The organism is Streptococcus orisratti DSM 15617 (genome assembly GCF_000380105.1).
Classification (GTDB): domain Bacteria; phylum Bacillota; class Bacilli; order Lactobacillales; family Streptococcaceae; genus Streptococcus; species Streptococcus orisratti.
Genome location: NZ_KB904463.1, coordinates 1 through 22,251, shown reverse-complemented (window position 1 = coordinate 22,251; position 22,251 = coordinate 1). Strand labels below are relative to the sequence as shown.

The following is a 22,251-nucleotide window of genomic DNA, read 5'->3' as shown; positions in this document are numbered from 1 at the left end:
ATACAATGCTTTCGGATAGGAGAAAGGTGGATCTAGTGATTATTTGGTTAAATGGTGCGTTTGGTAGTGGCAAAACGACCTGTGCTTTTGAGTTACAGAGAAGACTGCCAAATGCATTTGTCTATGATCCTGAGGATTTGGGCGAATTTTTAAATCTCCATTTTCCTAAATCATTGCAAGAGAATGATTTTCAGGACTATCCTTTTTGGCGTCAGTTTAATTATGCTATGTTAAGACAGATAGCAAAAGAATTTGATGGCATTATCATTGTCCCTATGACTGTTACGAATCGAAGATATTACGATGAACTTATTGGTCGTTTGATTGCAGAAGGAATTACGGTTAAACACTACATTTTATCGGCAAGCGCAAAAACGTTAAAGCAACGTTTGAATAAGCGGCTGGAATTTGGTCAGACATGGGGTAAACAACATATTGATTCCTGTATTGAGGCTTTCGAAAACGTTATAACCGGTAGAGTAATCATGACAGATCAGATGACTATAGACGCCATAATTGAAGTAATTGCTGAAGAATCTTCGATAAGTCTTATACCAGACAAAAGATTTCCTGTCAAAAAATGGATTGACAGGAGAAAAATAACCCTAAATCATATTCGTAAAGGGTAAGTTATTTTTAAGGAGAAGCAATTGATAAAAAAATTTATTAGTCACCATCCAGAGCAAGCTTTCTTATTTTTATTTAATACGGGCGTGTTTGCTTGGCTTCAAACGACAGGGCTAGCCATCGCTACTAAACTGGGGTTTGACTCTATCCAAGCGGAGTCTCTTTTAGCCTATATTCCTGATTGGTTGCGTTTTTTGCTAGGTGATTCTTTGGAAAAATTGCAGAGCTTTTTTGGCAGTTATGCAATAGCTTGGTTAGTGATTTCTATGGTATTGGCCATTCTCATCAGATTTATCAAAGGCCTTGTAAAGCTAATCATATTCCTTGCCATCATTGTTATTGGAATTTACTTAATTTGGCAGAATCAGGCCATTTTGAGAAATCTTATGCAGTATTAAAAAAGCCAATCCATCTGGAGAGGCTTTTTTCTATGTTTATAAATTAGTTTTTAGAAGCTGCTTGGAAATCTGGGTTTTGCCAAGCTTCATCAATGATAGCTTTTAATTCTTTTGCAGAAGCTTGCATTTTTTGAGTTTCAGCATCATTCAATGGGATATTGATTGGACGTACAATACCGTGCGCACCAACAACAGCAGGCTGACCGATGAAGCAGTCAGTAACACCTTCGTATTGACCATCTTGGAATACTGAAAGTGGAAGGACAGCATTTTCATCATCAAGGATTGCTTTTGTAATACGAGCAAGAGCTACAGCGATACCGTAGTAAGTAGCACCTTTTTTGTTGATGATTGTGTAAGCAGCGTCACGAACGCCCTCAAACAAGTCGATTAATTCTTCAGCGTTGAAATTGCGAACATCTTTAAGGTAGTTTTCAAGGTTAACACCAGCAACGTTTGCATGTGACCAAACGGCAAATTCTGAATCTCCGTGTTCACCCATGATGTAAGCGTGAACTGAACGTGCGTCAATGTCAAGTTTTTCAGCCAAAGCCTGACGGAAACGAGCAGTGTCAAGAGATGTACCAGAACCGATAACACGTTCTTTAGGGAATCCTGAGAACTTCCATGTTGAATAAGTCAAGACATCAACTGGGTTAGCAGCTACCAAGAAAATACCCTTGAAACCTGATTCAACAACTTGAGTGACGATAGATTTGTTGATGGCAAGATTTTTACCAACAAGATCAAGACGAGTTTCACCTGGTTTTTGTGGAGCACCAGCAGTGATTACTACAACATCAGCGTCAGCACAGTCAGAATATTGAGCAGCGTAGATTTTTTTAGGTGAAGTAAAGGCAAGGGCGTGGCTAAGGTCAAGCGCATCACCGACAGCTTTTTCATGAAGTTGTGGAATTTCAATAATACCAAGCTCTTGAGCGATACCTTGGTTTACTAGTGCAAATGCGTAAGATGAACCTACGGCACCGTCACCAACGAGGATAACTTTTTTGTGTTGTTTAGTTGCAGTCATTTCTAAACATCTCCCTTATTTTTTTTGGGTTGATACCCATACAACTCTATTTTAGCACGATAGCTTTGATATGTCACGAAATAAATTTGAAAATTTATGAAAACGGTATGCTTATTAGGGAATTTTCTTCAAAATATGGTATAATAGAATAGAGTTTTAGACTAGAAAAGGAGCTTTGCTTCATGCAAGATAAGAATTTAGTTGACGTTAATCTGACTTCAGAAATGAAAACCAGTTTTATAGATTATGCTATGTCAGTTATCGTCGCCCGCGCCCTGCCGGACGTAAGAGATGGCTTAAAGCCTGTTCACCGTCGTATTTTATATGGGATGAATGAACTTGGGGTTACGCCAGACAAGCCTCACAAAAAATCAGCCCGTATCACTGGGGATGTTATGGGTAAGTACCATCCACATGGGGATTCGTCCATTTATGAGGCAATGGTGCGTATGGCACAATGGTGGTCTTATCGCCATATGCTAGTTGATGGTCACGGGAACTTTGGTTCAATGGATGGCGATGGTGCTGCTGCACAACGTTATACAGAAGCCCGTATGAGTAAGATTGCTCTGGAAATGTTGCGCGATATCAATAAGAATACCGTTGATTTTCAAGATAACTATGATGGTTCTGAACGTGAACCGCTAGTTTTACCAGCTCGTTTTCCCAACCTTCTTGTGAATGGAGCAACAGGGATTGCGGTTGGTATGGCGACGAATATCCCGCCACATAATTTAGGTGAATCAATTGATGCAGTTAAGCTGGTTATGGATAATCCTGATGTGACAACTCGCGAATTGATGGAGGTTTTGCCTGGACCGGACTTTCCGACTGGCGCCCTTGTTATGGGTAAATCAGGAATTCATCGCGCTTATGACACTGGAAAAGGTTCCATTGTCCTTCGTTCACGAACAGAAATTGAAACAACTAAGTCAGGACGTGAACGCATTGTTGTAACAGAGTTTCCGTATGGTGTTAACAAGACAAAGGTTCATGAGCATATCGTGCGTCTAGCACAGGAAAAACGTGTTGAAGGAATTACAGCAGTTCGTGATGAGTCTAGCCGCGAAGGTGTACGTTTTGTCATTGAAGTGCGTCGTGATGCATCTGCCAATGTTATTTTGAATAACTTGTTCAAATTGACAAGTTTACAGACTAACTTTAGCTTTAATATGTTAGCAATCGAAAACGGTGTTCCTAAAATTCTTTCGTTAAAACGTATTATTGAAAATTACATTGAGCATCAGAAGGAAGTCATTGTTCGCCGAACACGTTTTGAAAAGGACAAAGCCGAAGCCAGGGCGCATATTTTGGAAGGTTTGCTGATTGCACTTGATCATTTGGACGAAGTCATTTCCATTATTCGTGCTAGCCAGACTGATGCAGAAGCTCAAGCAGAATTGATGAGTCGCTTTGATTTGTCAGAACGTCAAAGTCAGGCTATCTTAGACATGCGTCTGCGCCGTTTAACAGGGTTGGAACGCGACAAGATTCAATCGGAGTATAAGGAACTTTTGGACTTGATTGCTGATTTAGCAGACATTTTGGCAAAACCTGAGCGTGTCATTACAATCATCAAAGAAGAGATGGATGAAATTAAACGTAAATACGCAGATCCACGCCGAACGGAGTTAATGGTTGGAGAAGTGTTGACTCTTGAGGATGAGGATTTAATTGAAGAAGAGGATGTTCTTATCACTTTATCAAATAAGGGATATATTAAACGTTTAGCTCAAGATGAATTTCGTGCTCAGAAACGCGGGGGGCGCGGTGTGCAAGGAACAGGTGTCAACGATGATGACTTTGTTCGCGAACTTGTTTCAACAAGCACTCATGATAGTTTGTTATTCTTTACTAACATGGGGCGTGTCTACCGACTGAAAGCTTATGAAATTCCAGAATATGGTCGAACGGCTAAGGGATTGCCAATTGTTAACCTCCTTAAACTTGATGACGGAGAAACGATTCAGACTATTATCAATGCTCGCAGAGAAGATGTTCAAGATAAATTTTTCTTCTTTACGACCAAACAAGGTGTAGTTAAACGTACTAGCGTTTCTGAATTTAGCAATATCCGTCAAAATGGTCTTAAAGCCTTAAACTTGAAAGAAGATGATGAACTTATCAATGTTCTTTTGACTGATGGGCAAGATGACATCATTATTGGGACACAAACTGGGTATTCCGTTCGTTTTAACGAAGAGGTTGTTCGTAACATGGGACGTACGGCAACTGGTGTTCGAGGGGTTACTTTACGCGTTGGGGATAAAGTTGTAGGTGCCTCTCGTATAACAGATGATCAAGAAGTTCTCGTTATCACTGAAAATGGTTATGGTAAACGTACAGCAGCGAGTGAATATCCAACAAAAGGCCGTGGTGGTAAGGGTATTAAAACGGCAAATATCACAAGTAAGAATGGTTCATTGGCTGGTTTGGTAACTGTCAATGGTGATGAAGATATTATGGTCATTACCAACACTGGGGTTATTATACGGACAAATGTTGCTGACATTTCGCAAACAGGTCGTTCAACCTTGGGTGTAAAAGTTATGAGACTTGATCAAGAAGCAAAAATTGTGACGTTTGCACTTGTTCAATCAGTAGAAAATGAGGAAACAACATCTGTCTCTGATGAAAAATAGACAGTTTGAGAAACTATGACAAAAAGAAAAAAGAAACCATCAAAAATTTTACGTTTTTTGCGTATCTTGATTTTTAGCCTTTTATTGATTGTTGGTCTTGCGTTGATTTTCAATAAGTCCATTCGAAACGTTATTATTGGCTGGAATTCCAACAAATATCAGGTGGTTAAGGTAACCAAAAAAGAGATTAAAAAGAATGAAAAATCAGATGCTACTTTTGATTTTTCTGCTGTAGAACCAATTTCAACCGAGTCAGTTTTAGAAGCGCAATGGAATGCTCAAAATCTTCCTGTTATCGGTGGCATTGCCATCCCAGATATTGGAATAAACTTGCCAATTTTTAAAGGATTAGGCAATGTAGGGTTGACCTATGGTGCAGGAACCATGAAGGAAGAACAAGTCATGGGTGGTGAAAATAATTATGCATTAGCTAGCCACCATGTTTTTGGAATGACTGGTTCTTCAAAAATGCTTTTTTCACCCCTAGAGCGTGCAAAAATTGGTATGAAAATTTACCTGACTAATAAAGAAATGGTTTACACATATACTATCACCGGTGTGGAGTCTGTAGCACCAGATAGATCTGATGTGATAAACGATACACCAGGACAAAGTCAGGTTACGCTTGTAACTTGTACAGATCTTGAGGCGACAGGGCGTATCATTGTGTACGGAACATTGGAATCTTCTGTTGCATATGATCAAGCTTCTGAAGACATCGTCAAGGCATTTAAGTCGAGTTATAACCAAATTACTTCATAGAAGAGAGGCGCGAGCCTCTTTTCTAGCATAAGGAGAGAATATTGAAATTAAAAACTATCCATCACATTGCTATTATTGTTTCAGATTATGAGAAATCACGCGACTTTTATGTTAATAAGCTCGGTTTTGAGATTATTCGGGAGAACCACCGTCCAAAACGACATGATTATAAACTGGATTTACGGTGTGGTACCGCCGAACTTGAAATTTTTGGAAATAAGCTAAGTGACCCACATTATACTACACCACCAAAGCGAATCGGTCGTCCTGAATATGATAGAGAGGCTTGTGGGTTACGTCATTTAGCATTTTATGTTGATGATGTTGAAGCTTATAAGGTAGAGTTGGAAGGTATGGGAATCTTTGTAGAGCCTATTCGTTATGATGATTATACTGGAAAGAAGATGACTTTCTTTTTCGACCCAGATGGACTTCCACTTGAATTACACGAATAAAAAATATGAGGGAAATAAAGAATCGAACAGTTTTTTTAAGACCTCTTTGCAGTGAAATGGTATAATAAATTCTCACAGAAAGGAAGACTGAAATGAAATTTAGTAAATTTGTTTTTTCTGCTGCCCTCTTGTTAGTGAGTGCCTTTATGATTAGCACTGCTCATGCGGCAACTAATACTATTCAGGATGTCATTGATGAGACTTATGTCCAACCTGACTATGTGCTTGGTTATTCCCTAACACCTGACCAACAAGCTCAAACTTTGAGTTTGCTTGGTTATGATAGTAGTAAGGATACTCAGGTAAAGACTCTGACGACAAGTGCATATGCCCAAATCATGAATGTTGCAGATGATGCTAGCTTACAGCTCTATTCATCAGTGAAAATTCAAAAACTTGCTTCTTCTGAGACACTCACCGTAGAAATTGTGACACCAGAAAACATTACAAAAGTAACCCAAGATATGTATCGAAATGCGGCGGTTACTTTGGGGATTGAACATGCCAAAATTACGGTCGCTGCCCCTATTGCTGTAACAGGTGAGAGTGCGCTTGCTGGTATTTATTACTCACTGGAAGAAAACGGTGCTAAGGTATCTGATGAAAGTAAAGCTTTAGCTCAAGAAGAGTTATCTGCTCTGTCAACAATCAATGCTGAAAACCAAGGAACTCAAGGTTATGATGCAGATAAACTTAACGTTGCTTTAACAGATATCAAGAAGGCTGTTGCTGAGGGTGGTGACAACTTAACAGAAGACCAAGTTCGCAAAATTGTTGAAGATACACTTGAAAACTATGGTCTAAAAGATGTTTTATCAGCTGACCATATTACCTTGATTGTTAATTTTGCACTTAATTTATCGCATTCAAGTGTCATTAAAAGCAGTGGTTTTAAGAAAACCTTATCTTCATTGAAGGATAGTATCGTTTCAAATGCCAAATCAACCTTTAAAGATATCAACCTTAATTTTGACGCAAGTGGCGTGATTGAATCTAGCAAGGGCTTCTTTGCTAGTATTTGGCAACAAATTGTTAATTTCTTTAGTCAATTTTTCGGCTAAAGTGATAGAAAATCTCTAGGCTCCGTAATGAACTCTATGTGTCCTGTGATATCATATAGAACATATGGAGTTTTTTCATACGCAAAAAAAGCCCTTGCTGGATTAAACCTTTAGCAAGGGCTGTCTGGCTGATGAATAATCGAGAAAAGAATCCATGATATGTCATTAGGTTCTCCTTGAACTGCGTCAGTATTACAGTATTGACGTATTAGTGCTATTGCTTAGGATTTATCAGATGACGGCTGTCTTTTCGGTTGCTAAAATGTTTACGATAATGGCTCGGCGTTGTTTGATAATAGCGCTTGAATTGACGATTAAAATTAGAGAGATTGTTGAAACCGATGCGGTTGGCAATGTCTAAAATGGAGTAGTTGGTATTAATCAGTAAGTCACTGGCTTTATTTAAACGAACTTGGATAACAAATTCAGTGCAAGAAGTCCCCGTGTGCTGTTTAAAAACGCTCATAAAGTGAGTCTTGCTATAACCAATAAAATCTGCCAAATATTCAATTGTCAAATTCTTCTCGTAATTGCGATTGATAAAGTCGATGAGTTCACGGATTTTTTCGTTTTTCCGATAGGCATCATCAGTATTTTTTTTGACGACATAGCGATGGAAATAAAGGAGATAGATTAGTTCGTTAAGCTTTGATTTCAGGAGAAGTTCAAAATGTCGGCCTTCATTACGAGATAAGTCAAAGATGCTGAATAAGCAAGTCTTGATTTCATCGTAACCTTCCATGTCAGGTTTGATGCAAGGAATAAATTTAAATGAGCTGGTCTGCAAAGGCTGTAGATAGCGCAGGCTCACCTGATCGATAATTGAATGTCCAATCATGTCCAAATGGAATTGAAAGGTGTCTGTAATGTGATTTTGGTTTTCAATGGGGTGTATAGAGTGCATACCGTTTGGTCTAATAAGGACAATATCTCCAGGTTCACTATTGAAAAAATCGTAATCAATATGATAGCGGGCAGATCCTTCATAGACATAGTTGATTTCTAATTCTGGATGCCAATGGAATAGAACGTCAGGTCTTCCATCTTTAACGATAGTATTATAATAATGGTAGGATAAAAGGTGGTTATTTTCACCAAATTCCTGTTTAAACTCATTTGTAACTAATTTCATCATCGAACCTCAAATATTAAAAATCATAGTTTAGTATTATTATAGCAAAAGCCTAGTAAAATGTCAGTTCTTCCATTAGACATATGAAAAAGTTTTCAAAAGCTTGCTAAAAATCAGGATTTTTACCCTGAAAGTGGTACAATGAAAGTGTTAAGAAGATGCTAGTGCTGACTATTGATTTATGGTCAGACATGCAGTGCTTGTATCTTCCATCTAAAATGATGATTATTTAAAGGAGGAGGAAATTATCATGGATGAGTTAAAAAAAGTGTTGTTAGCTGGGATTGGTTTGACCTCGATGACTTTAGAAAAAGCTGACAGTTTTGTCAAAGAATTGGTTGAAAAAGGACGTTTGACTGTAGAAGAAGGAAAAGAATTGCAGTCCGAATTGAAACGCAAGAGCGAGGACGAACTTAAGGATTTGACAGATAAAATCAATACTAAGACGAAAGGTGTGCAATATGCAACAAAAGAAGATGTTTCTCGACTGGAAGAAAAACTAGATACACTTTTAAAGCAAAAAGAAGATACTGAGTAGTTGGGTTTAATTATGGGAAATAAACGACTGAGAGAAATTATCAGAGTTTTTTCATCTGTTGGTTTTACTAGTTTTAAAGAGAAAAATACTCCTGCCGACCTTAAGTCGGCGCCTGCTAAATTACGGTTGGCTTTTGAAAAATTGGGGCCAAGTTTTGTAAAAATTGGTCAAGTATTATCTACTCGAAGCGATTTACTTCCAGCGGAGTACATCTCGGAATTAGTGAAATTACAGAGCGATGTTCCTCCCATGTCACAAGATGTGGTCATGGCGGCTATTAAGGCAGAATTAGACCAGCCAAGCGTTCAAGTTTTTGAGTGGTTTTCTGAAACTCCTCTAGCAAGCGGTTCAGTCGCACAAACACATCGCGCACGACTGTTAACAGGCGAAGAAGTTATTATTAAAATTCAGCGCCCTCAACTAGCAGAAATCATTGAGGAAGATTTGTCCGTCCTTATGAGGCTATCAAGACGAATTCCAAAAGCTTTTTTTCCTATGGTGGATATTCCAGAAGTTTTAAAAAACCTCAAAGAATCTCTAGAGCGTGAGATTGACTTCCGCAACGAAGCTAAGGCCATGCATGAATTCAGTGAACTCAATAGCAATATCCGTTGTTTGGCTATCCCAAAAGTTTATGATAACTTTACAACTGAACATATGCTAGTAGAAGAGTATGTTTCAGGTATTCCAATCAATCGCTACGATCAACTATTGCAAGAGGGGTATGAGCTTGATGATATAGGCAAAAAATTAATGTTGAGTTTTATCAAGCAAGTGTTTAAGGATGGTTTCTTCCACGGGGATCCTCACCCAGGTAATCTTCTTATCTATGAAGGTAAAATTTACTTTATTGATTTTGGAATTATGGGACGGCTGGAAGAAGGTATGAGAGCCAGTCTAAATGATATTCTTTATGGTTTTACCGCTCAGGATGTCGATGGAATGACTCGCTCCATTTTAACCCTTACCAATGTTGATGGCGATGTCAATAAAGCGGCATTGTCTCAGGATGTTGAGCAGATGCTATCTAAGTATGCTAGTCTTGATTTAGGTGGTCTAGCCATTACGGATTTAATAGAGGATTTGGTGGCTGTTTTTCATAAAAATCATCTACGGGCACCCGCTCAATTTACCATTTTGGAAAAGGCTGCGTTTCAAATAGAAGGTATTTTCCGAGAAATGGCACCTGAAGTGGACTTGATGACTTTAGCTAAGAATTACTTCCTTGAAAATATGGGGCCAGACATGCTCAAACAAGCCCTTAATAGAGAGACGCTGCTTATTGAACTATTTTATTTATTAAAAAATGGGAAAAATATACCTCGTGAACTTCATCAACTCTTAGCTCAACTACTCAATGGTCGTCTTTTAGTGACTCATGAGTTTTACGATTATAGTAATCGTATCAAGCTTTTACAGAAACTAGGCAATCAACTTGTCTTGAGTTTACTCTTTTTTGCCTTAATGCTGTCAGCTAGCATTATATCTCTGAAAGAGGAACTTCAGCTTGCTTCGAAAGTTTTGTTTACTTTAGCAGCTATTATTTTTATTTGGGAAATGGTCTTACTCTTAAAAAAGAGAAAATAGTAAGGTAGAGAAAGTTTCCTTATCTTTAAGGAAATTTTCTCTAATTTTTGGTCTTCCAATCATTTATAACCCAGCATTAGCAATTCCTTTCTTGACTGCACCAATTGTTTCAATGTCGATCTACTATCTTGCTATGAAACTGAATCTTATCGGTGCTGTAATCGCCCAAGTGCCATGGCCAACTCCAGTTGGTATTGGTGCCTTCCTTGGAACAGCCGACCTCAAAGCTGTTCCCCTATCCATTGTATGTGCCTTGGCAGCGTTTTTAGTCTACTGGCCATTCATTCGCCGTTATGATAAACAACTTCTTGAAGAAGAAGGTACTGAAGCATAATTATTAAATACGAACGATATCATAAAGAGACTGGGAGAAAGTACCCCAGTCTCTTTGGTATTATTGCAAGTTTATGATAAAAAACGGAGGATAGTACATTTTTTTCAGTCAATGATATGAGTTAATTTCATCAAAAAAGTGTATACTGGACTTAAAGAAAAAGTGGGGTAAACAGATGACAATAAAAGTAATCGCAACAGATATGGATGGAACATTTTTAGCGGATAACAAAACCTATGACAAGGTACTTTTTAACCGTTTATTTGATAAATTTATAGCAGATGATATTAAATTTGTCGTGGCAAGCGGTAATCAGTACCGTCAAATTATTCAACAATTTCCTGAGCATAAACATCAAATGACGTTTGTGGCTGAAAACGGTGGTCACATTATTGAAAATGGCCGAACCTTGCAAGAGGCCTTTGAGACTGAGGAAGCTATTTCAGCCTTGGTGAATTACATTGAAAAGTATTATCCCGATACGGTGATTAATTTGGCAGGGAAAGACTCATCTTACCTTCCTGCAGCGACACCTAAGAAAGTGAAAGACTTGCTTAGCTATTATTTGCCTGTGTTAACTTACGTTGACAATCTTCATCCGATTCCAGATGATCATTTTTTCAAAGTAACCTTGCTGGTTCGTGACGATTTGACTTTTAAAGTGCGTGATGACATTAACACGCTTTTTGCTGATTACCAGTTAACGGCTACTTCTAGTGGTTTTGGTTGTATTGACGTTATTCCCTCACACGTTCACAAGGGAACAGGGCTTGATTTTCTACTCAATCATTGGGGCTATGGTCCAGAAAATCTCATGGTATTTGGTGACGGAGGCAACGATATTGAAATGCTAACATTAGCAAAATACTCATTTGCAATGGCAAATGCTCCGCAGGAAATTAAATCTGTTGCTAGCTATCAAGCACCATCAAATCAAGAAAACGGTGTGTTACAAGTCTTGTCAAATCATTTTTTGAAAGGTATTGAGTTGTGATAAAATAATCACAAAGGAGAAAAAATGACAGATTTTCAAGAACTTTATCACAAAGCTGATGTGCAAGAATATCGTCAGTATATTTTGACCGACCAACAAAATCAATTATGGGAAAAATACGCTGCGCTCAATAAAATTGTTTCACATCCCAATATTGTGTTTGCAGGCGATTCTATTACAGAATTTTTCCCAATTCACGAACTATTGACATCGGATACACCGCTGTATAACCGTGGTATTCATGGTATTGATAGTTTACAGTTACTAGAACACCTTAGTAGTCAAATACTTGATTTAGCACCAAGTAAAGTTTTTCTATTGGTTGGTGTTAATGATTTGAAAAAACGGGCTCCAGAAGAGGTTTGTCAAACCATTCAGACCATTATTACAAAGATTCATCAACAGTCACCAGAAACACTGATTTTCTTATTGTCTGTTTTTCCGATGAATGAATCGCCTGAATTTGTACGGACACCAAGCTTGCGAAATAATCAAAGTATTTCACTACTAAATGATAACCTTAGTCGATTGGCTGGCGAGAAGGTATCTTGGCTTGACGTCCATGATTTACTTTGTGATGAAACTGGACAACTCAAACGTGATTGGACAGTTGATGGACTTCATTTGACAGTAGCAGGTTATCGAGTGATTGCTGATGCTATTCAGCCCCATTTAGTGTGATAGTATCATTTTATAAGATGATAATGCAAGATTACGCTTTCAAATAACAATATAATATTATTGTACTTAAATAAAAGAAGGGAAACGATAGATGACAAAAGCATTTCCAAAAAATTTCCTTTGGGGTGGAGCAATCGCTGCTAACCAAGCCGAAGGGGCTTATAATGAAGATGGTCGCGGACTTGTTGCGACTGATGTGACAACAGGTGGTAGCGTCAATGCGCCACGTTACATGACTTATATTGATAAAGATGGCAAGCCTGGTAAAGAGCCAGCAATGGGACACAACGGTAAAATCCCAGAGGGTGCTAAATATGCGGTGCTTGATACCGAATATTACCCAAACCATGTAGCGGTTGATTTCTACCACCGTTATAAAGAAGATATTAAATTGTTTGCTGAAATGGGCTATTCAGTCTTTCGCTTGTCTATTTCTTGGGCACGTATTTTCCCAAATGGTGATGACAAAGAACCTAATCAAGCTGGGCTAGATTTTTACCGTTCAGTTTTTGAAGAATGCCGTAAATACAATATTGAACCCTTGGTGTCGATTTGGCATTTTGACACGCCACTTGCTCTTGAAGAAAACTATGGTGGTTGGAAAAATCGTAAACTCATTGATTTTTACGTGCGCTATTGCGAAGTGATTTTCACTGAATACAAAGACTTGGTTAAATACTGGCTAACTTTCAACGAAATCAATAATACGACCATGTTCCTTGATATGTTTGGCGCAAAAGCGAGCGATGCTGATTATCAAGACGGTTATCAAATTTTACACCACCAATTTGTAGCGTCAGCTAAAGCCGTGCAACTCGGTCATGCTATCAATCCTGATTTTATGATTGGAAATATGATTTGTGGGATTACTTTCTATCCAGGAACTTGTGACCCAGCAGACATTTTGGCTAACGAACACAAATGGGAATCTGGCATTTATTACTGTGGTGATGTTCAAGCCAAAGGAAAATACGGCACTTATGCTAAACGTCTTTGGAAAGAACACAATGTTGAGTTAGACATTACGGCAGAGGACCTCGAAGATTTGAAACGTGGTACTGTTGACATGTACACCTTCTCATATTATATGTCAAACAACGTGACGACACATACAGGGGTTGAAGAAGTAGCAGGGAATTTCTCAACTGGTGCTAAAAACCCTTACTTGACATACTCTGATTGGGGTTGGGCACATGACCCAGTAGGGCTTCAATATTACCTTGAAAAAATCTACGACCGCTACGAAATTCCATTGATGGTTGTTGAAAATGGTCTTGGTGCCTTTGATACGGTCGAAGAAGATGGTTCAATTCATGATGATTACCGTATTGACTATCATCGCGCTCATATTAAAGCAATGGCTAATGCGATTGACAACGGTATTGACCTTATCGGTTACACAACTTGGGGCTGTATCGATATTGTATCAGCAAGTACTGGAGAAATGCGCAAGCGCTACGGTTTTATCTATGTTGACATGGATGATGAAGGTAAAGGAACTATGAAGCGTATTCCTAAAGATTCTTTTTATTGGTACCAAAAAGTTATTGCCAGTAGAGGTACAGATTTAGATTAATAGGAAAGAGGCTGGGCAAAGTCCAGCCTCGCTTCTCAAAGTTCGTGTCAATATTTCATCGCAGTGGTTGATTGGGTTTAACAGTCCACTAGACTGTTAAAGGTTGGAGATAAGGTTTGCGAAGCAAATCTCAGCAATTCGTGTTTCACACTCGAAATCTGCCTTTACGACTGTTGCGAGCAGAGTTCGCTTCATTTCCAACCTCCAAAGGTTCGGGGAACCTTTGGAGCTGTACGGGGGTGGGAGTAAAATAGTCCAGTGGACTATTTTAGCCCGAACCTAGATGTTTGGAAGTGAGGAGAACTCTTTTTAAGAATTATTGAGTTCTTTACCACTCCCTTTCATCGTGTTCTATAATAATATCATGAAGATGAATTTTGCAGAGAAAGGAGAAGAGATGATAGAAGTCATCAGTTCAGAATTAAAAGCTTATCACCAGCAAAAACTAGATGAGTTTTCCAAACAAAATCAAGTCTTGCCTAGAGGGGGAATTGTCTTTGCCGGAGATTCTATTGTTGAGTTTTTCCCTTTAAAAAAATATTTGAAGACGGATTTACCCTTGATAAACCGAGGGATAGCTGGGACGGATACTATTTGGCTCAGTCAGCACCTCAAAGAACAAATTTGGATTCTTGAACCTAGTAAGTTATTTCTATGGATAGGGACAAATGATCTTGGAGAAGGGTTGTCAATTTCTGATATTGTCCAACGAATAGGTGATATGATTGCAGCAATCAAACAGGAGTCCTTTTATACAGAGATATACCTTTTATCTGTTCTTCCTGTCAATGAAAGTTCAATTTATCAGGAACGTGTCAAGATTCGCAATAACAAGGATATTCAAGCGCTTAATCAGGATTTGTCTGTCCTTTCAGGAGCCCAATATCTTGATCTTTATGATCTCTTATTGGATGATATTGGCAACTTAGCTGAAGCTTACACGATAGATGGTCTGCATCTGACTCAATCAGCATATCACATAATAGCTAAGCGCCTAACAAAACTGGCTTTATAAAAAGTATTTAGTATTTGAATACTAATATTTGCTTAAACAAAAAGCTTTTTGTGCTGAAGTTTAATACTATAGAGATGCTGAGTCGTGTTGGAAATAATTCTTACGCTAGAAGAAATGTGAAAATATCAGTCAACGCGATAACCATCGACATAGACACCCAATCACGAAGAAGTTTGCATCAGGTATGCTACTGAATCTACTTAATGTTAAGGAAAGTTTTAAAACTATCTAAAGATGAATGAATCAAAATTGAGAGAAGCTTAAAAAGAAAACTAATAAACCAGAGTTCCATAGGATAGTATCAAAAATACAGATTATTTTATAAGAAAACGTTATCAATTAGGCATATAATCTAACTATCAAAATAAGAGGTGACTGAAATGACAAAACAATTTCCAGAAGGATTTCTTTGGGGCGGTGCCACAGCTGCCAATCAATTTGAAGGTGGTTTTGATGAAGGTGGACGCGGTTTTGCTACTTCGGATACTGCGCGTGCTGTTAAACCTGAAGAACGAAAAACTATGGGTGGTGAATTTTCAAGTCCTATGACGCTGGAGCGTCTAACATTTGCGATGGAGGATAAGGAAGGCTCTTATCCTAAACGTTGGGGTTCTGACTTTTACCACCGTTATAAGGAAGATATTGCTTTGATGGCTGAAATGGGCTTCAAAACCTACCGCATGTCTATTGCTTGGTCCCGTATTTTTCCTAATGGTGACGAAATAGAACCAAATGAAGAAGGATTGGCGTTTTACGATAAAGTCTTCGATGAACTCAATAAGTATGGCATTGAACCGCTTGTAACTCTATCACACTATGAATTTCCCATTGGCTTAGTATTAAAATATGGTGGTTGGAAAAATCGGAAAGTCATTGATTTTTTTGTTCGTTATGCAAAAACTTGTTTTAAACACTACAAGGGAAAAGTTAAATACTGGTTGACCTTCAATGAAATCAATATTCTCGGGATGACTGGTTACCTGTCTGGAGGCCTCTTATTTGAAGATGGAAAACTTCATTTAGATGAGATGTACCAGGCTGTTCACCATCAATTTATCGCGTCCGCCTTGGCCACCAAAGCAGCGCATGAGATTGATTCTGAAAATAAGGTTGGAATGATGTTGGCTCGTATGGAAGCTTATCCAGCAACATGTCATCCAGATGATATCATGAATGCCATTCAAAAAGACCAATCCAATCTCTTTTATTCAGATGTTCAGGTTCGTGGTGAATACCCACGCTATATGAACCGCTTTTTTAAAGAAAATCAGATTGAATTAGTCTTTGAACCCGGTGATGAAGCTATTCTCAAGCAATATCCAGTAGATTTCATGAGCTTTTCTTATTATATGTCATCGGTGACACGACATCCAAACAATCAAACACCAGAACAAAAAGCAACAGCAGGAAATCTTATTTTGGGTGAGGCTAACCCTTATTTGGAAGCTTCTGACTGGGGCTGGCAGATTGATCCAGTTGGTTTGCGAGTAACTTTAAATAAACTTTATGACCGTTACCAAATACCCCTTTTTGTGGTTGAAAATGGTTTGGGTGCTTTGGATAAGCTTGAAGAAGATGGTAGCATTCATGATAACTACAGGATTGATTATTTAGATAAACACATCAGGCAGATGTACGAGGCTATTGAAGATGGCGTTGAGTTGATGGGCTACACCATGTGGGGTTGTATTGATCTTGTGTCGGCATCAACTTCTGAAATGTCCAAACGCTATGGTTTTGTCTATGTGGATGCTGATGACCGAGGTCAGGGGACATTTGACCGCTATCGTAAGGATAGTTTCTATTGGTATACGGATGTGATTGCTAGTCAAGCAGCAAACATCCTAAACAATTAAAGATTTAAGCTCAGTTGCGGGTTCAACTGGGTTTCTTTGCAAAAGAAAGGGAAAAATTTTTATGACCAAACTTTACCTCATGAGACACGGTGAAACTTTATTTAATACGCAAAAGCGAGTACAAGGCTGGTGTGATTCGCCGCTGACGGCAAAAGGAATTGAGCAAGCTAAGATAGCGCATGCTTGGTTTGAAGGAAAAGGTATCCGATTTGAAGAGGTTTATTCTTCAACGCAGGAAAGAGCTTGTGACACGGCCAAAATCGTGGCACCTAGCCAAAATGTTACCCAACTCAAGGGACTGAAAGAAATGAGTTTTGGTCAATTTGAAGCACAGCCTGAAATGTTGCTTCCGAAATTCCGACAAGGTGCACGTTCTTTTGAAGACTTGTTAGTGCCTTTTGGTGGTGAAGATATTTATCAGGTTGGGCATCGGGTTTATGATACACTCAAGTCTGTTTTAGATGAGACAGAGGCTAAAAACCTCCTTATGGTTAGTCATGGGGCGGCTTTGTGGGGCTTGATTCAGTATTTGGATTTGCCTTTTCCAGAGGGGGTTCGTTTTGGCAATTGTAATATTTGTATTTACGAATACCGTTTCGGAGAACTAGTTTTATCTGGTGTGGTTGATCCTATCGAAAATGTAGAGGTGGCTCTATGAAAACTTTTTATCTTATGCGTCATGGTCAGACCCGTTTCAATGAACAAGGTCGAATACAGGGAGCTTGTGACTCACCTTTGACTGACTTAGGCAAGGAGCAGGCACAGGCAGCCAGAAGTTATTTTGAAGAAAAAGGTATTCGTTTTGACAAGGTTTATTCGTCAACTCAAGAACGGGCCTGTGATACTGCAGAAATTGCCACTGGACGATTAGATTATCAACGTCTAAAAGGCTTGAAAGAGTGGGATTTTGGTGCTTTTGAAGCACAGCCCGAGTATTTGAACCCTAAGTTACAAGATGGTGGAATTGGTTATGGTGATTATTTCCAACAATTTGGTGGGGAAAACAATGAACAAGTACGTGATCGTATGGAGACCTGTATTCGTCAAATTCTAGAAGAGGCAGGAGAAGAGAGCAGCGTATTAGCTGTAAGTCACGGTGGGGCAATCGCTCAGTTTTTCCGCCGTGTTATCCATCCAAATCCTGACATTCGAAAAATGAGAAATTGCTGTATCCTCCATTTTACCTATCAGGACGGTGTCTTTGAACTCCACTCTGTCTATAATCCAGTGGAAAAGGAGTACAGTTACAGAAAGGATGACAAGAAATAAGATGACAAGTCATTTGTATTTAATGCGCCATGGACAAACTCTTTTTAACGCCTTAGAACGCATTCAAGGTTGGAGCGACTCTCCGCTGACAGAATTGGGAATTGAACAAGCTAAAATGGCTGCCGACTATTTTAAAGCGCAAGGACTGACTTTTGACAGCTACTATTCATCGACCTCTGAGCGAGCATCAGATACTTTGGAAATTGCGGCAGGGGTGACAAGCTACACCCGTCTTAAGGGTCTAAAAGAAATGAACTTTGGAAATTTTGAAGGCCAGCAGGAGTACCTTCATCCTCCTCGTCAAGTCCGTAGGGCTGTTGGAAATTATTATGTAGTTCATGGTGGTGAGAGTGATGAGGAGGTTGCTCGGCGGGTACACACGACCATTACTCATATTTTGGAAGAAAATGACGGCAAAACCATTTTAGCTGTTAGTCATGCTGGCGCCATTATGCATTTTTTAAACTCAATCGGGGTTGATGTCGAAAGCATGGGATTTTTTCCAAGTAATTGCTGCATTTTTGACCTTAGTTTTGAAAAAGGAGCTTTTACTTTGCACGGTATGATTGATCCAGTTAAGGGGGAAATTTTTGAGTATTTGGGTGACTTGACATAATCTTTCAAAATTTAGAACCTGTATTCACAGTTCAGTACTTCTATCTAAGACGAGTTTTTGAGCTACTCATCGTTAGTTTTTTTCAAAATACAATCAGTATTCTCTCAAAAAACTACCTTGATTAGCAAAAAATGATCTCATATCTATAAACACTTCGTTTATGAATACAGGTTCTTAAAATATTATAGTCTTTTAGTACAAGGCAACGAGTTGCAGGTTGCTAGAACAGCCTAGAGGCTGTTCTAGGTTGGAAATAAGACATGCGAAGCCAGTGACTTTCGTAAAGTACGGCAAAGTGAGTTCAAACAATCCAGTGGAGTGTTTGAAGTTGGAAATAGGGAGTGGGCAAGAACTCAATAAGTCAAAAAGAGTTCTCCTCACTTCCAAATATGTAGGTTCGGGCTAAAATAGTCCAGTGGACTATTAAACCCAGTCAACCACTGCGATGAAATGTTGACACGAACTCTGAGAAGCGGTGCTGCGCTTTGCCCAGCCTCTCTTACGTCGAAATAATAAAAGATAAACTAATTGACCATACTACCTTTTTTAATGACTTACTTAGACATACTTGTAACTTTTCAGAAGTTTCCTTAACTAAAATTCTTTATTTTTGTGTATAATAGATAAGAAATTAGTTTCAAGGAGTAGTGATGAAATTCGAGAAAAAGCAAGTTTACTATGTCGTTATAGCTTTTACGCTTTGTTTTGCCATACAAGCTTATTGGAGTAGCGGAGCCCAGCTTTTAAACACATTCTATACTGCCAGTTTTCCTTTTTTGATGGGAGCTGGTCTCGCTTACATTATCAATATTGTCATGAGCGCTTACGAGAAGCTTTATGCTCGACTATTTAAAAATACATGGCTAATTAAGTTAAAACGCTCAATTTCTATGATTTTAGCCTATTTGACTTTCACTGTTATCATCATTTGGATTTTTTCAATTGTCCTTCCTGATTTGATAAAAAGTTTGAGTTCTCTAATGACCATTGACACTAAGCAAATTACGAAGCTTATCAATGAGCTTGGTGATAACAAATTGGTTGCGCAAGCTTTAGAATATCTTGGGGCAGGTAATGATTTGGCTACAACCATTCAAAAATACAGCCAACAAGTCCTAAAGCAAGTTTTAACAGTCCTAACCAGTCTCCTGACCTCGGTAACGACTCTTGCCTCGACAATACTTAATTTGTTTATTAGTCTAGTCTTTTCAATCTATGTCCTCGCTAGCAAGGAAAAACTTGGGCATCAGTTCAACTTGTTGATTGACACCTATCTTGGTAAATTTGCTAAAACAGTCCATTATGTCATTGGTATTCTACATCAGCGTTTTCATGGTTTTTTTGTTGGACAGACAATGGAGGCCATCATCCTTGGAACTCTAACAGCTACAGGCATGTTCATTTTTAAACTGCCTTATGCCGCGACCATAGGAGTTCTGGTTGCCTTTACCGCTCTGATTCCAGTGGTCGGTGCCTATATCGGCCTTTGCATTGGCTTTATTTTAATTGCCACACAGTCTATTACCAAGGCTATCTTTTTTGTTATCTATTTGATTATTTTGCAACAATTTGAAGGCAATCTTATCTATCCAAGAGTTGTTGGAAATTCAAGTGGATTGCCAGGAATGTGGGTTCTGCTGGCTATAACAGTAGGTGGCTCACTCTGGGGAGTGTTAGGAATGTTAATAGCAGTGCCATTATCTGCAAGTATTTATCAAATTATCAAAGATCATGTTCATAAACGTCAAACACTTAAGGTAAACACAAAAAATGAGTGATATAATAAACCTTCTTTTTGCCATCAATGATGATTATGTTGAGCAGTTCAAAGTTACTCTTTATTCCCTTTGGCAAAATGCTTCAAAAAAGCAAATGGCAGTCTATCTTTTACAGAAGGCACCTTTATCAGAAAATGAAGCTATCAATCGCTTTTGTCAAGAATTACAAATAACCTATCATCCAGTCATTATTGGTGAAATGGCTTTCGAAGATGCTCCAACTACTGATCGCTATCCTGAAACCATTTATTATCGACTTTTAGCACAGGATTACTTACCAGCAGACTTGGATCGTATTCTTTATCTAGACGCGGATATTCTATGCTTGAATGATATTGTACCTCTTTATCAAGCGGATTTGAAGGATAATTTGTATGCTGCAGCCAGTCATACTTCAGATGCTAACATTCCTGAACTAGTCAATAAGCTGCGCTTAGGCAATTTCGAAGCTGAAAGTTATTACAATTCTGGTGTCCTGTTGATGAATTTGCCAGAAATTAGACGTCAGGTCCAAAAATCGGATATCTTAGATTATATTGCGACGAATGGACGTATCTTGTTTTTACCAGATCAGGATATCTTAAATGCTCTTTATGGTCATAAAGTTTTTCAAATCCCCGATGAAATCTATAATTACGATGCGCGTTATAATGTACTCTATTTTGCTAGAAGCTCTGGTAAATGGGATTTAGATTGGGTTCTTGAACATACTGTATTTTTACATTTCTGTGGACGAGATAAACCCTGGAAAAAGAACTACCGCGGACGTTATGCCGCTCTTTACAAACACTACCAACAACGTGTGAAAAAAATACCATGATAAAAATACCTCTACTTACGAATAAACTAAGTGGAGGTATTTTATGTATACTGTAGAATTAAAAAACGAAGCCTTGCTTCCCCGCGAACGTCTCATGGATTTGGGAGCCGAAAATTTAAGTAATCAAGAACTCTTGGCTATTTTGCTTAGAACAGGAACCAAAACAAAACCAGTTTTAGAAGTATCACTCAATATCCTAGAAAATTTAACGAGTTTAGCAGACTTCACTCACCTATCATTACAGGAATTACAGCAAATCAAAGGTATTGGCCAAGTAAAATCTATTGAAATCAAAGCCATGCTAGAATTATCAAAGCGCATCAACAAGGCAGATTATGCTCAACAAGAGCGAATCATGAGTAGTGAAAAATTGGCTCGAAAGATGATGTTAGAACTCAGTGACAAAAAGCAGGAGCATTTGGTTGCCCTTTACCTTGACACGCAAAATCGGATCATCGAACAAAAGACAATTTTTATCGGATCGGTACGTAGGTCGATAGCAGAACCACGCGAAATCCTTTACTATGCCTGTAAAAATATGGCAACTTCCCTGATTATAGTTCATAATCAGCCTTCTGGATCTGCATCACCTAGTGAGAATGATTTATATTTTACAGAGAAAATAAAACAATCATGTGAAACAGTAGGGATTGTGTGCCTTGATCATATTATCGTTGGAAAACATTGCTACTATAGTTTTCGTGAAGAGACGGACATTCTTTAAGAAAAAGTAAAAAAAAAAACGAATGATTGACGATTTAGAAAAATACTCTATCGTTTGAACTGCTCCCTGTCAAGTGGACAATGAAATAATAAAAGATTAGGCGACGGCCTTGTTCCTCATTTCAAGAGGGGCAAGGCCGTTGTTGCGTTCTTGAAAACGTTGATGATTGTAAAAATAGATGTAGGCATCAATATCTGAAACCAGCTCCTCAAAGGTCTTATATTTCTTCAAATCATAGCACTCCGTCTTAAAGTGCCCAAAGAAACTCTCAATTGGTGCGTTGTCAATACACTTACCAACACGCGACATAGAGCGTGTCATCTGATACTGGGTCGTTAAACGGTAATAATCTT

Annotated in this window: 23 protein-coding genes and 1 pseudogene; 20 read left to right on the top strand and 4 right to left on the bottom strand. The window is 38.5% G+C overall.

Annotated features, from left to right (window positions below):
* Nucleotides 1–35 precede the first annotated feature (35 nt).
* On the top strand, nt 36–629 hold the full coding sequence (locus A3I7_RS0105010) for an AAA family ATPase (protein WP_026217134.1): 594 nt from the start codon (nt 36–38) through the stop codon (nt 627–629).
* A 21-nt stretch (nt 630–650) separates the two neighbouring features.
* Complete coding sequence (locus A3I7_RS0105005; protein ID WP_018375686.1) at nt 651–1,025, top strand: hypothetical protein; 375 nt, start codon at nt 651–653, stop codon at nt 1,023–1,025.
* Between the two features lie 43 nt (nt 1,026–1,068).
* On the opposite strand, the gene A3I7_RS0105000 is transcribed toward A3I7_RS0105005, so the two are convergent.
* A complete protein-coding gene (locus tag A3I7_RS0105000; RefSeq protein WP_018375685.1) occupies nt 1,069–2,058 on the bottom strand; it encodes an L-lactate dehydrogenase in 990 nt (329 codons plus the stop codon).
* Nucleotides 2,059–2,240: 182 nt separating this feature from the next.
* Here A3I7_RS0105000 and gyrA point away from each other — a divergent pair, with 182 nt between their 5' ends.
* The 4 genes from gyrA to A3I7_RS0104980 all read left to right on the top strand — a co-directional run bounded on the left by gyrA (nt 2,241) and on the right by A3I7_RS0104980 (nt 6,978).
* Nucleotides 2,241–4,700 (top strand): DNA gyrase subunit A, encoded by a 2,460-nt coding sequence (gyrA, locus tag A3I7_RS12515; protein ID WP_018375684.1) that lies wholly within the window; start codon nt 2,241–2,243, stop codon nt 4,698–4,700.
* Nucleotides 4,701–4,715: 15 nt separating this feature from the next.
* On the top strand, nt 4,716–5,462 hold the full coding sequence (locus A3I7_RS0104990; RefSeq protein ID WP_018375683.1) for a class A sortase: 747 nt from the start codon (nt 4,716–4,718) through the stop codon (nt 5,460–5,462).
* 41 nt (nt 5,463–5,503) lie between these two features.
* Nucleotides 5,504–5,917, top strand: a complete 414-nt coding sequence (gloA2, locus tag A3I7_RS0104985) for an SMU1112c/YaeR family gloxylase I-like metalloprotein (protein WP_018375682.1) — start codon at nt 5,504–5,506, stop codon at nt 5,915–5,917.
* Between the two features lie 146 nt (nt 5,918–6,063).
* The gene (locus A3I7_RS0104980) at nt 6,064–6,978 is read left to right on the top strand and encodes a DUF1002 domain-containing protein (RefSeq protein WP_245538842.1); all 915 of its coding nucleotides are present in this window, start codon (nt 6,064–6,066) and stop codon (nt 6,976–6,978) included.
* A 34-nt stretch (nt 6,979–7,012) separates the two neighbouring features.
* On the opposite strand, the gene A3I7_RS14740 is transcribed toward A3I7_RS0104980, so the two are convergent.
* The gene (locus tag A3I7_RS14740; protein ID WP_018375680.1) at nt 7,013–7,144 is read right to left on the bottom strand and encodes a hypothetical protein; all 132 of its coding nucleotides are present in this window, start codon (nt 7,142–7,144) and stop codon (nt 7,013–7,015) included.
* Between the two features lie 48 nt (nt 7,145–7,192).
* Nucleotides 7,193–8,110 (bottom strand): AraC family transcriptional regulator, encoded by a 918-nt coding sequence (locus A3I7_RS0104970; protein WP_018375679.1) that lies wholly within the window; start codon nt 8,108–8,110, stop codon nt 7,193–7,195.
* A gap of 250 nt (nt 8,111–8,360) precedes the next feature.
* Between A3I7_RS0104970 and A3I7_RS0104965 the strand changes: the two genes are divergently transcribed.
* The 14 genes and pseudogenes from A3I7_RS0104965 to radC all read left to right on the top strand — a co-directional run bounded on the left by A3I7_RS0104965 (nt 8,361) and on the right by radC (nt 21,898).
* A complete protein-coding gene (locus A3I7_RS0104965) occupies nt 8,361–8,648 on the top strand; it encodes a phasin family protein (RefSeq protein ID WP_018375678.1) in 288 nt (95 codons plus the stop codon).
* Nucleotides 8,649–8,660: 12 nt separating this feature from the next.
* The gene (locus A3I7_RS0104960; RefSeq protein ID WP_026217132.1) at nt 8,661–10,235 is read left to right on the top strand and encodes an ABC1 kinase family protein; all 1,575 of its coding nucleotides are present in this window, start codon (nt 8,661–8,663) and stop codon (nt 10,233–10,235) included.
* Nucleotides 10,236–10,275: 40 nt separating this feature from the next.
* Nucleotides 10,276–10,569 (top strand): annotated as a pseudogene (locus tag A3I7_RS0104955) (PTS cellobiose transporter subunit IIC); the annotation flags it as partial.
* A 175-nt stretch (nt 10,570–10,744) separates the two neighbouring features.
* Nucleotides 10,745–11,563: a Cof-type HAD-IIB family hydrolase gene (locus A3I7_RS0104950; protein WP_018375675.1), complete on the top strand. Its 819-nt coding sequence runs from the start codon at nt 10,745–10,747 to the stop codon at nt 11,561–11,563.
* 24 nt (nt 11,564–11,587) lie between these two features.
* Nucleotides 11,588–12,244: an SGNH/GDSL hydrolase family protein gene (locus A3I7_RS0104945; RefSeq protein WP_018375674.1), complete on the top strand. Its 657-nt coding sequence runs from the start codon at nt 11,588–11,590 to the stop codon at nt 12,242–12,244.
* 91 nt (nt 12,245–12,335) lie between these two features.
* Nucleotides 12,336–13,820: a glycoside hydrolase family 1 protein gene (locus A3I7_RS0104940; protein WP_018375673.1), complete on the top strand. Its 1,485-nt coding sequence runs from the start codon at nt 12,336–12,338 to the stop codon at nt 13,818–13,820.
* 397 nt (nt 13,821–14,217) lie between these two features.
* Entirely contained in the window at nt 14,218–14,835 is a 618-nt protein-coding gene (locus A3I7_RS0104935; RefSeq protein WP_018375672.1) for a GDSL-type esterase/lipase family protein, read from the top strand.
* A 380-nt stretch (nt 14,836–15,215) separates the two neighbouring features.
* Nucleotides 15,216–16,691 (top strand): glycoside hydrolase family 1 protein, encoded by a 1,476-nt coding sequence (locus A3I7_RS0104930; RefSeq protein ID WP_018375671.1) that lies wholly within the window; start codon nt 15,216–15,218, stop codon nt 16,689–16,691.
* Between the two features lie 61 nt (nt 16,692–16,752).
* On the top strand, nt 16,753–17,349 hold the full coding sequence (locus A3I7_RS0104925) for a histidine phosphatase family protein (protein WP_018375670.1): 597 nt from the start codon (nt 16,753–16,755) through the stop codon (nt 17,347–17,349).
* A complete protein-coding gene (locus A3I7_RS0104920) occupies nt 17,346–17,960 on the top strand; it encodes a histidine phosphatase family protein (RefSeq protein WP_018375669.1) in 615 nt (204 codons plus the stop codon). Before A3I7_RS0104925 ends, A3I7_RS0104920 begins: the two co-directional genes overlap by 4 nt.
* A gap of 1 nt (nt 17,961) precedes the next feature.
* Nucleotides 17,962–18,576, top strand: a complete 615-nt coding sequence (locus A3I7_RS0104915; RefSeq protein ID WP_026217130.1) for a histidine phosphatase family protein — start codon at nt 17,962–17,964, stop codon at nt 18,574–18,576.
* Nucleotides 18,577–19,226: 650 nt separating this feature from the next.
* Nucleotides 19,227–20,354 (top strand): AI-2E family transporter, encoded by a 1,128-nt coding sequence (locus tag A3I7_RS0104910; RefSeq protein ID WP_018375667.1) that lies wholly within the window; start codon nt 19,227–19,229, stop codon nt 20,352–20,354.
* Nucleotides 20,347–21,174, top strand: a complete 828-nt coding sequence (locus A3I7_RS0104905; protein WP_018375666.1) for a glycosyltransferase family 8 protein — start codon at nt 20,347–20,349, stop codon at nt 21,172–21,174. The genes A3I7_RS0104910 and A3I7_RS0104905 overlap by 8 nt, the downstream gene beginning before the upstream one ends.
* Nucleotides 21,175–21,217: 43 nt before the next feature.
* Complete coding sequence (radC, locus tag A3I7_RS0104900) at nt 21,218–21,898, top strand: RadC family protein (RefSeq protein WP_018375665.1); 681 nt, start codon at nt 21,218–21,220, stop codon at nt 21,896–21,898.
* A 96-nt stretch (nt 21,899–21,994) separates the two neighbouring features.
* On the opposite strand, the gene A3I7_RS0104895 is transcribed toward radC, so the two are convergent.
* The coding region (locus A3I7_RS0104895) for an IS3 family transposase (RefSeq protein WP_018364481.1) at nt 21,995–22,251 on the bottom strand (257 nt) is incomplete at its 5' end.

Bases quoted from the DNA above. Each gene is read 5' to 3' on its own strand.
- A3I7_RS0105000 (WP_018375685.1), bottom strand. From the start codon at position 2,058: ATGACTGCAACTAAACAACACAAAAAAGTTATCCTCGTTGGTGACGGT.
- gyrA (WP_018375684.1), top strand. From the start codon at position 2,241: ATGCAAGATAAGAATTTAGTTGACGTTAATCTGACTTCAGAAATGAAA.
- A3I7_RS0104990 (WP_018375683.1), top strand. From the start codon at position 4,716: ATGACAAAAAGAAAAAAGAAACCATCAAAAATTTTACGTTTTTTGCGT.
- A3I7_RS0104980 (WP_245538842.1), top strand. From the start codon at position 6,064: ATGATTAGCACTGCTCATGCGGCAACTAATACTATTCAGGATGTCATT.
- A3I7_RS14740 (WP_018375680.1), bottom strand. From the start codon at position 7,144: ATGACATATCATGGATTCTTTTCTCGATTATTCATCAGCCAGACAGCC.
- A3I7_RS0104970 (WP_018375679.1), bottom strand. From the start codon at position 8,110: ATGAAATTAGTTACAAATGAGTTTAAACAGGAATTTGGTGAAAATAAC.
- A3I7_RS0104965 (WP_018375678.1), top strand. From the start codon at position 8,361: ATGGATGAGTTAAAAAAAGTGTTGTTAGCTGGGATTGGTTTGACCTCG.
- A3I7_RS0104960 (WP_026217132.1), top strand. From the start codon at position 8,661: ATGGGAAATAAACGACTGAGAGAAATTATCAGAGTTTTTTCATCTGTT.
- A3I7_RS0104950 (WP_018375675.1), top strand. From the start codon at position 10,745: ATGACAATAAAAGTAATCGCAACAGATATGGATGGAACATTTTTAGCG.
- A3I7_RS0104945 (WP_018375674.1), top strand. From the start codon at position 11,588: ATGACAGATTTTCAAGAACTTTATCACAAAGCTGATGTGCAAGAATAT.
- A3I7_RS0104940 (WP_018375673.1), top strand. From the start codon at position 12,336: ATGACAAAAGCATTTCCAAAAAATTTCCTTTGGGGTGGAGCAATCGCT.
- A3I7_RS0104935 (WP_018375672.1), top strand. From the start codon at position 14,218: ATGATAGAAGTCATCAGTTCAGAATTAAAAGCTTATCACCAGCAAAAA.
- A3I7_RS0104930 (WP_018375671.1), top strand. From the start codon at position 15,216: ATGACAAAACAATTTCCAGAAGGATTTCTTTGGGGCGGTGCCACAGCT.
- A3I7_RS0104925 (WP_018375670.1), top strand. From the start codon at position 16,753: ATGACCAAACTTTACCTCATGAGACACGGTGAAACTTTATTTAATACG.
- A3I7_RS0104920 (WP_018375669.1), top strand. From the start codon at position 17,346: ATGAAAACTTTTTATCTTATGCGTCATGGTCAGACCCGTTTCAATGAA.
- A3I7_RS0104915 (WP_026217130.1), top strand. From the start codon at position 17,962: ATGACAAGTCATTTGTATTTAATGCGCCATGGACAAACTCTTTTTAAC.
- A3I7_RS0104910 (WP_018375667.1), top strand. From the start codon at position 19,227: ATGAAATTCGAGAAAAAGCAAGTTTACTATGTCGTTATAGCTTTTACG.
- A3I7_RS0104905 (WP_018375666.1), top strand. From the start codon at position 20,347: ATGAGTGATATAATAAACCTTCTTTTTGCCATCAATGATGATTATGTT.
- radC (WP_018375665.1), top strand. From the start codon at position 21,218: ATGTATACTGTAGAATTAAAAAACGAAGCCTTGCTTCCCCGCGAACGT.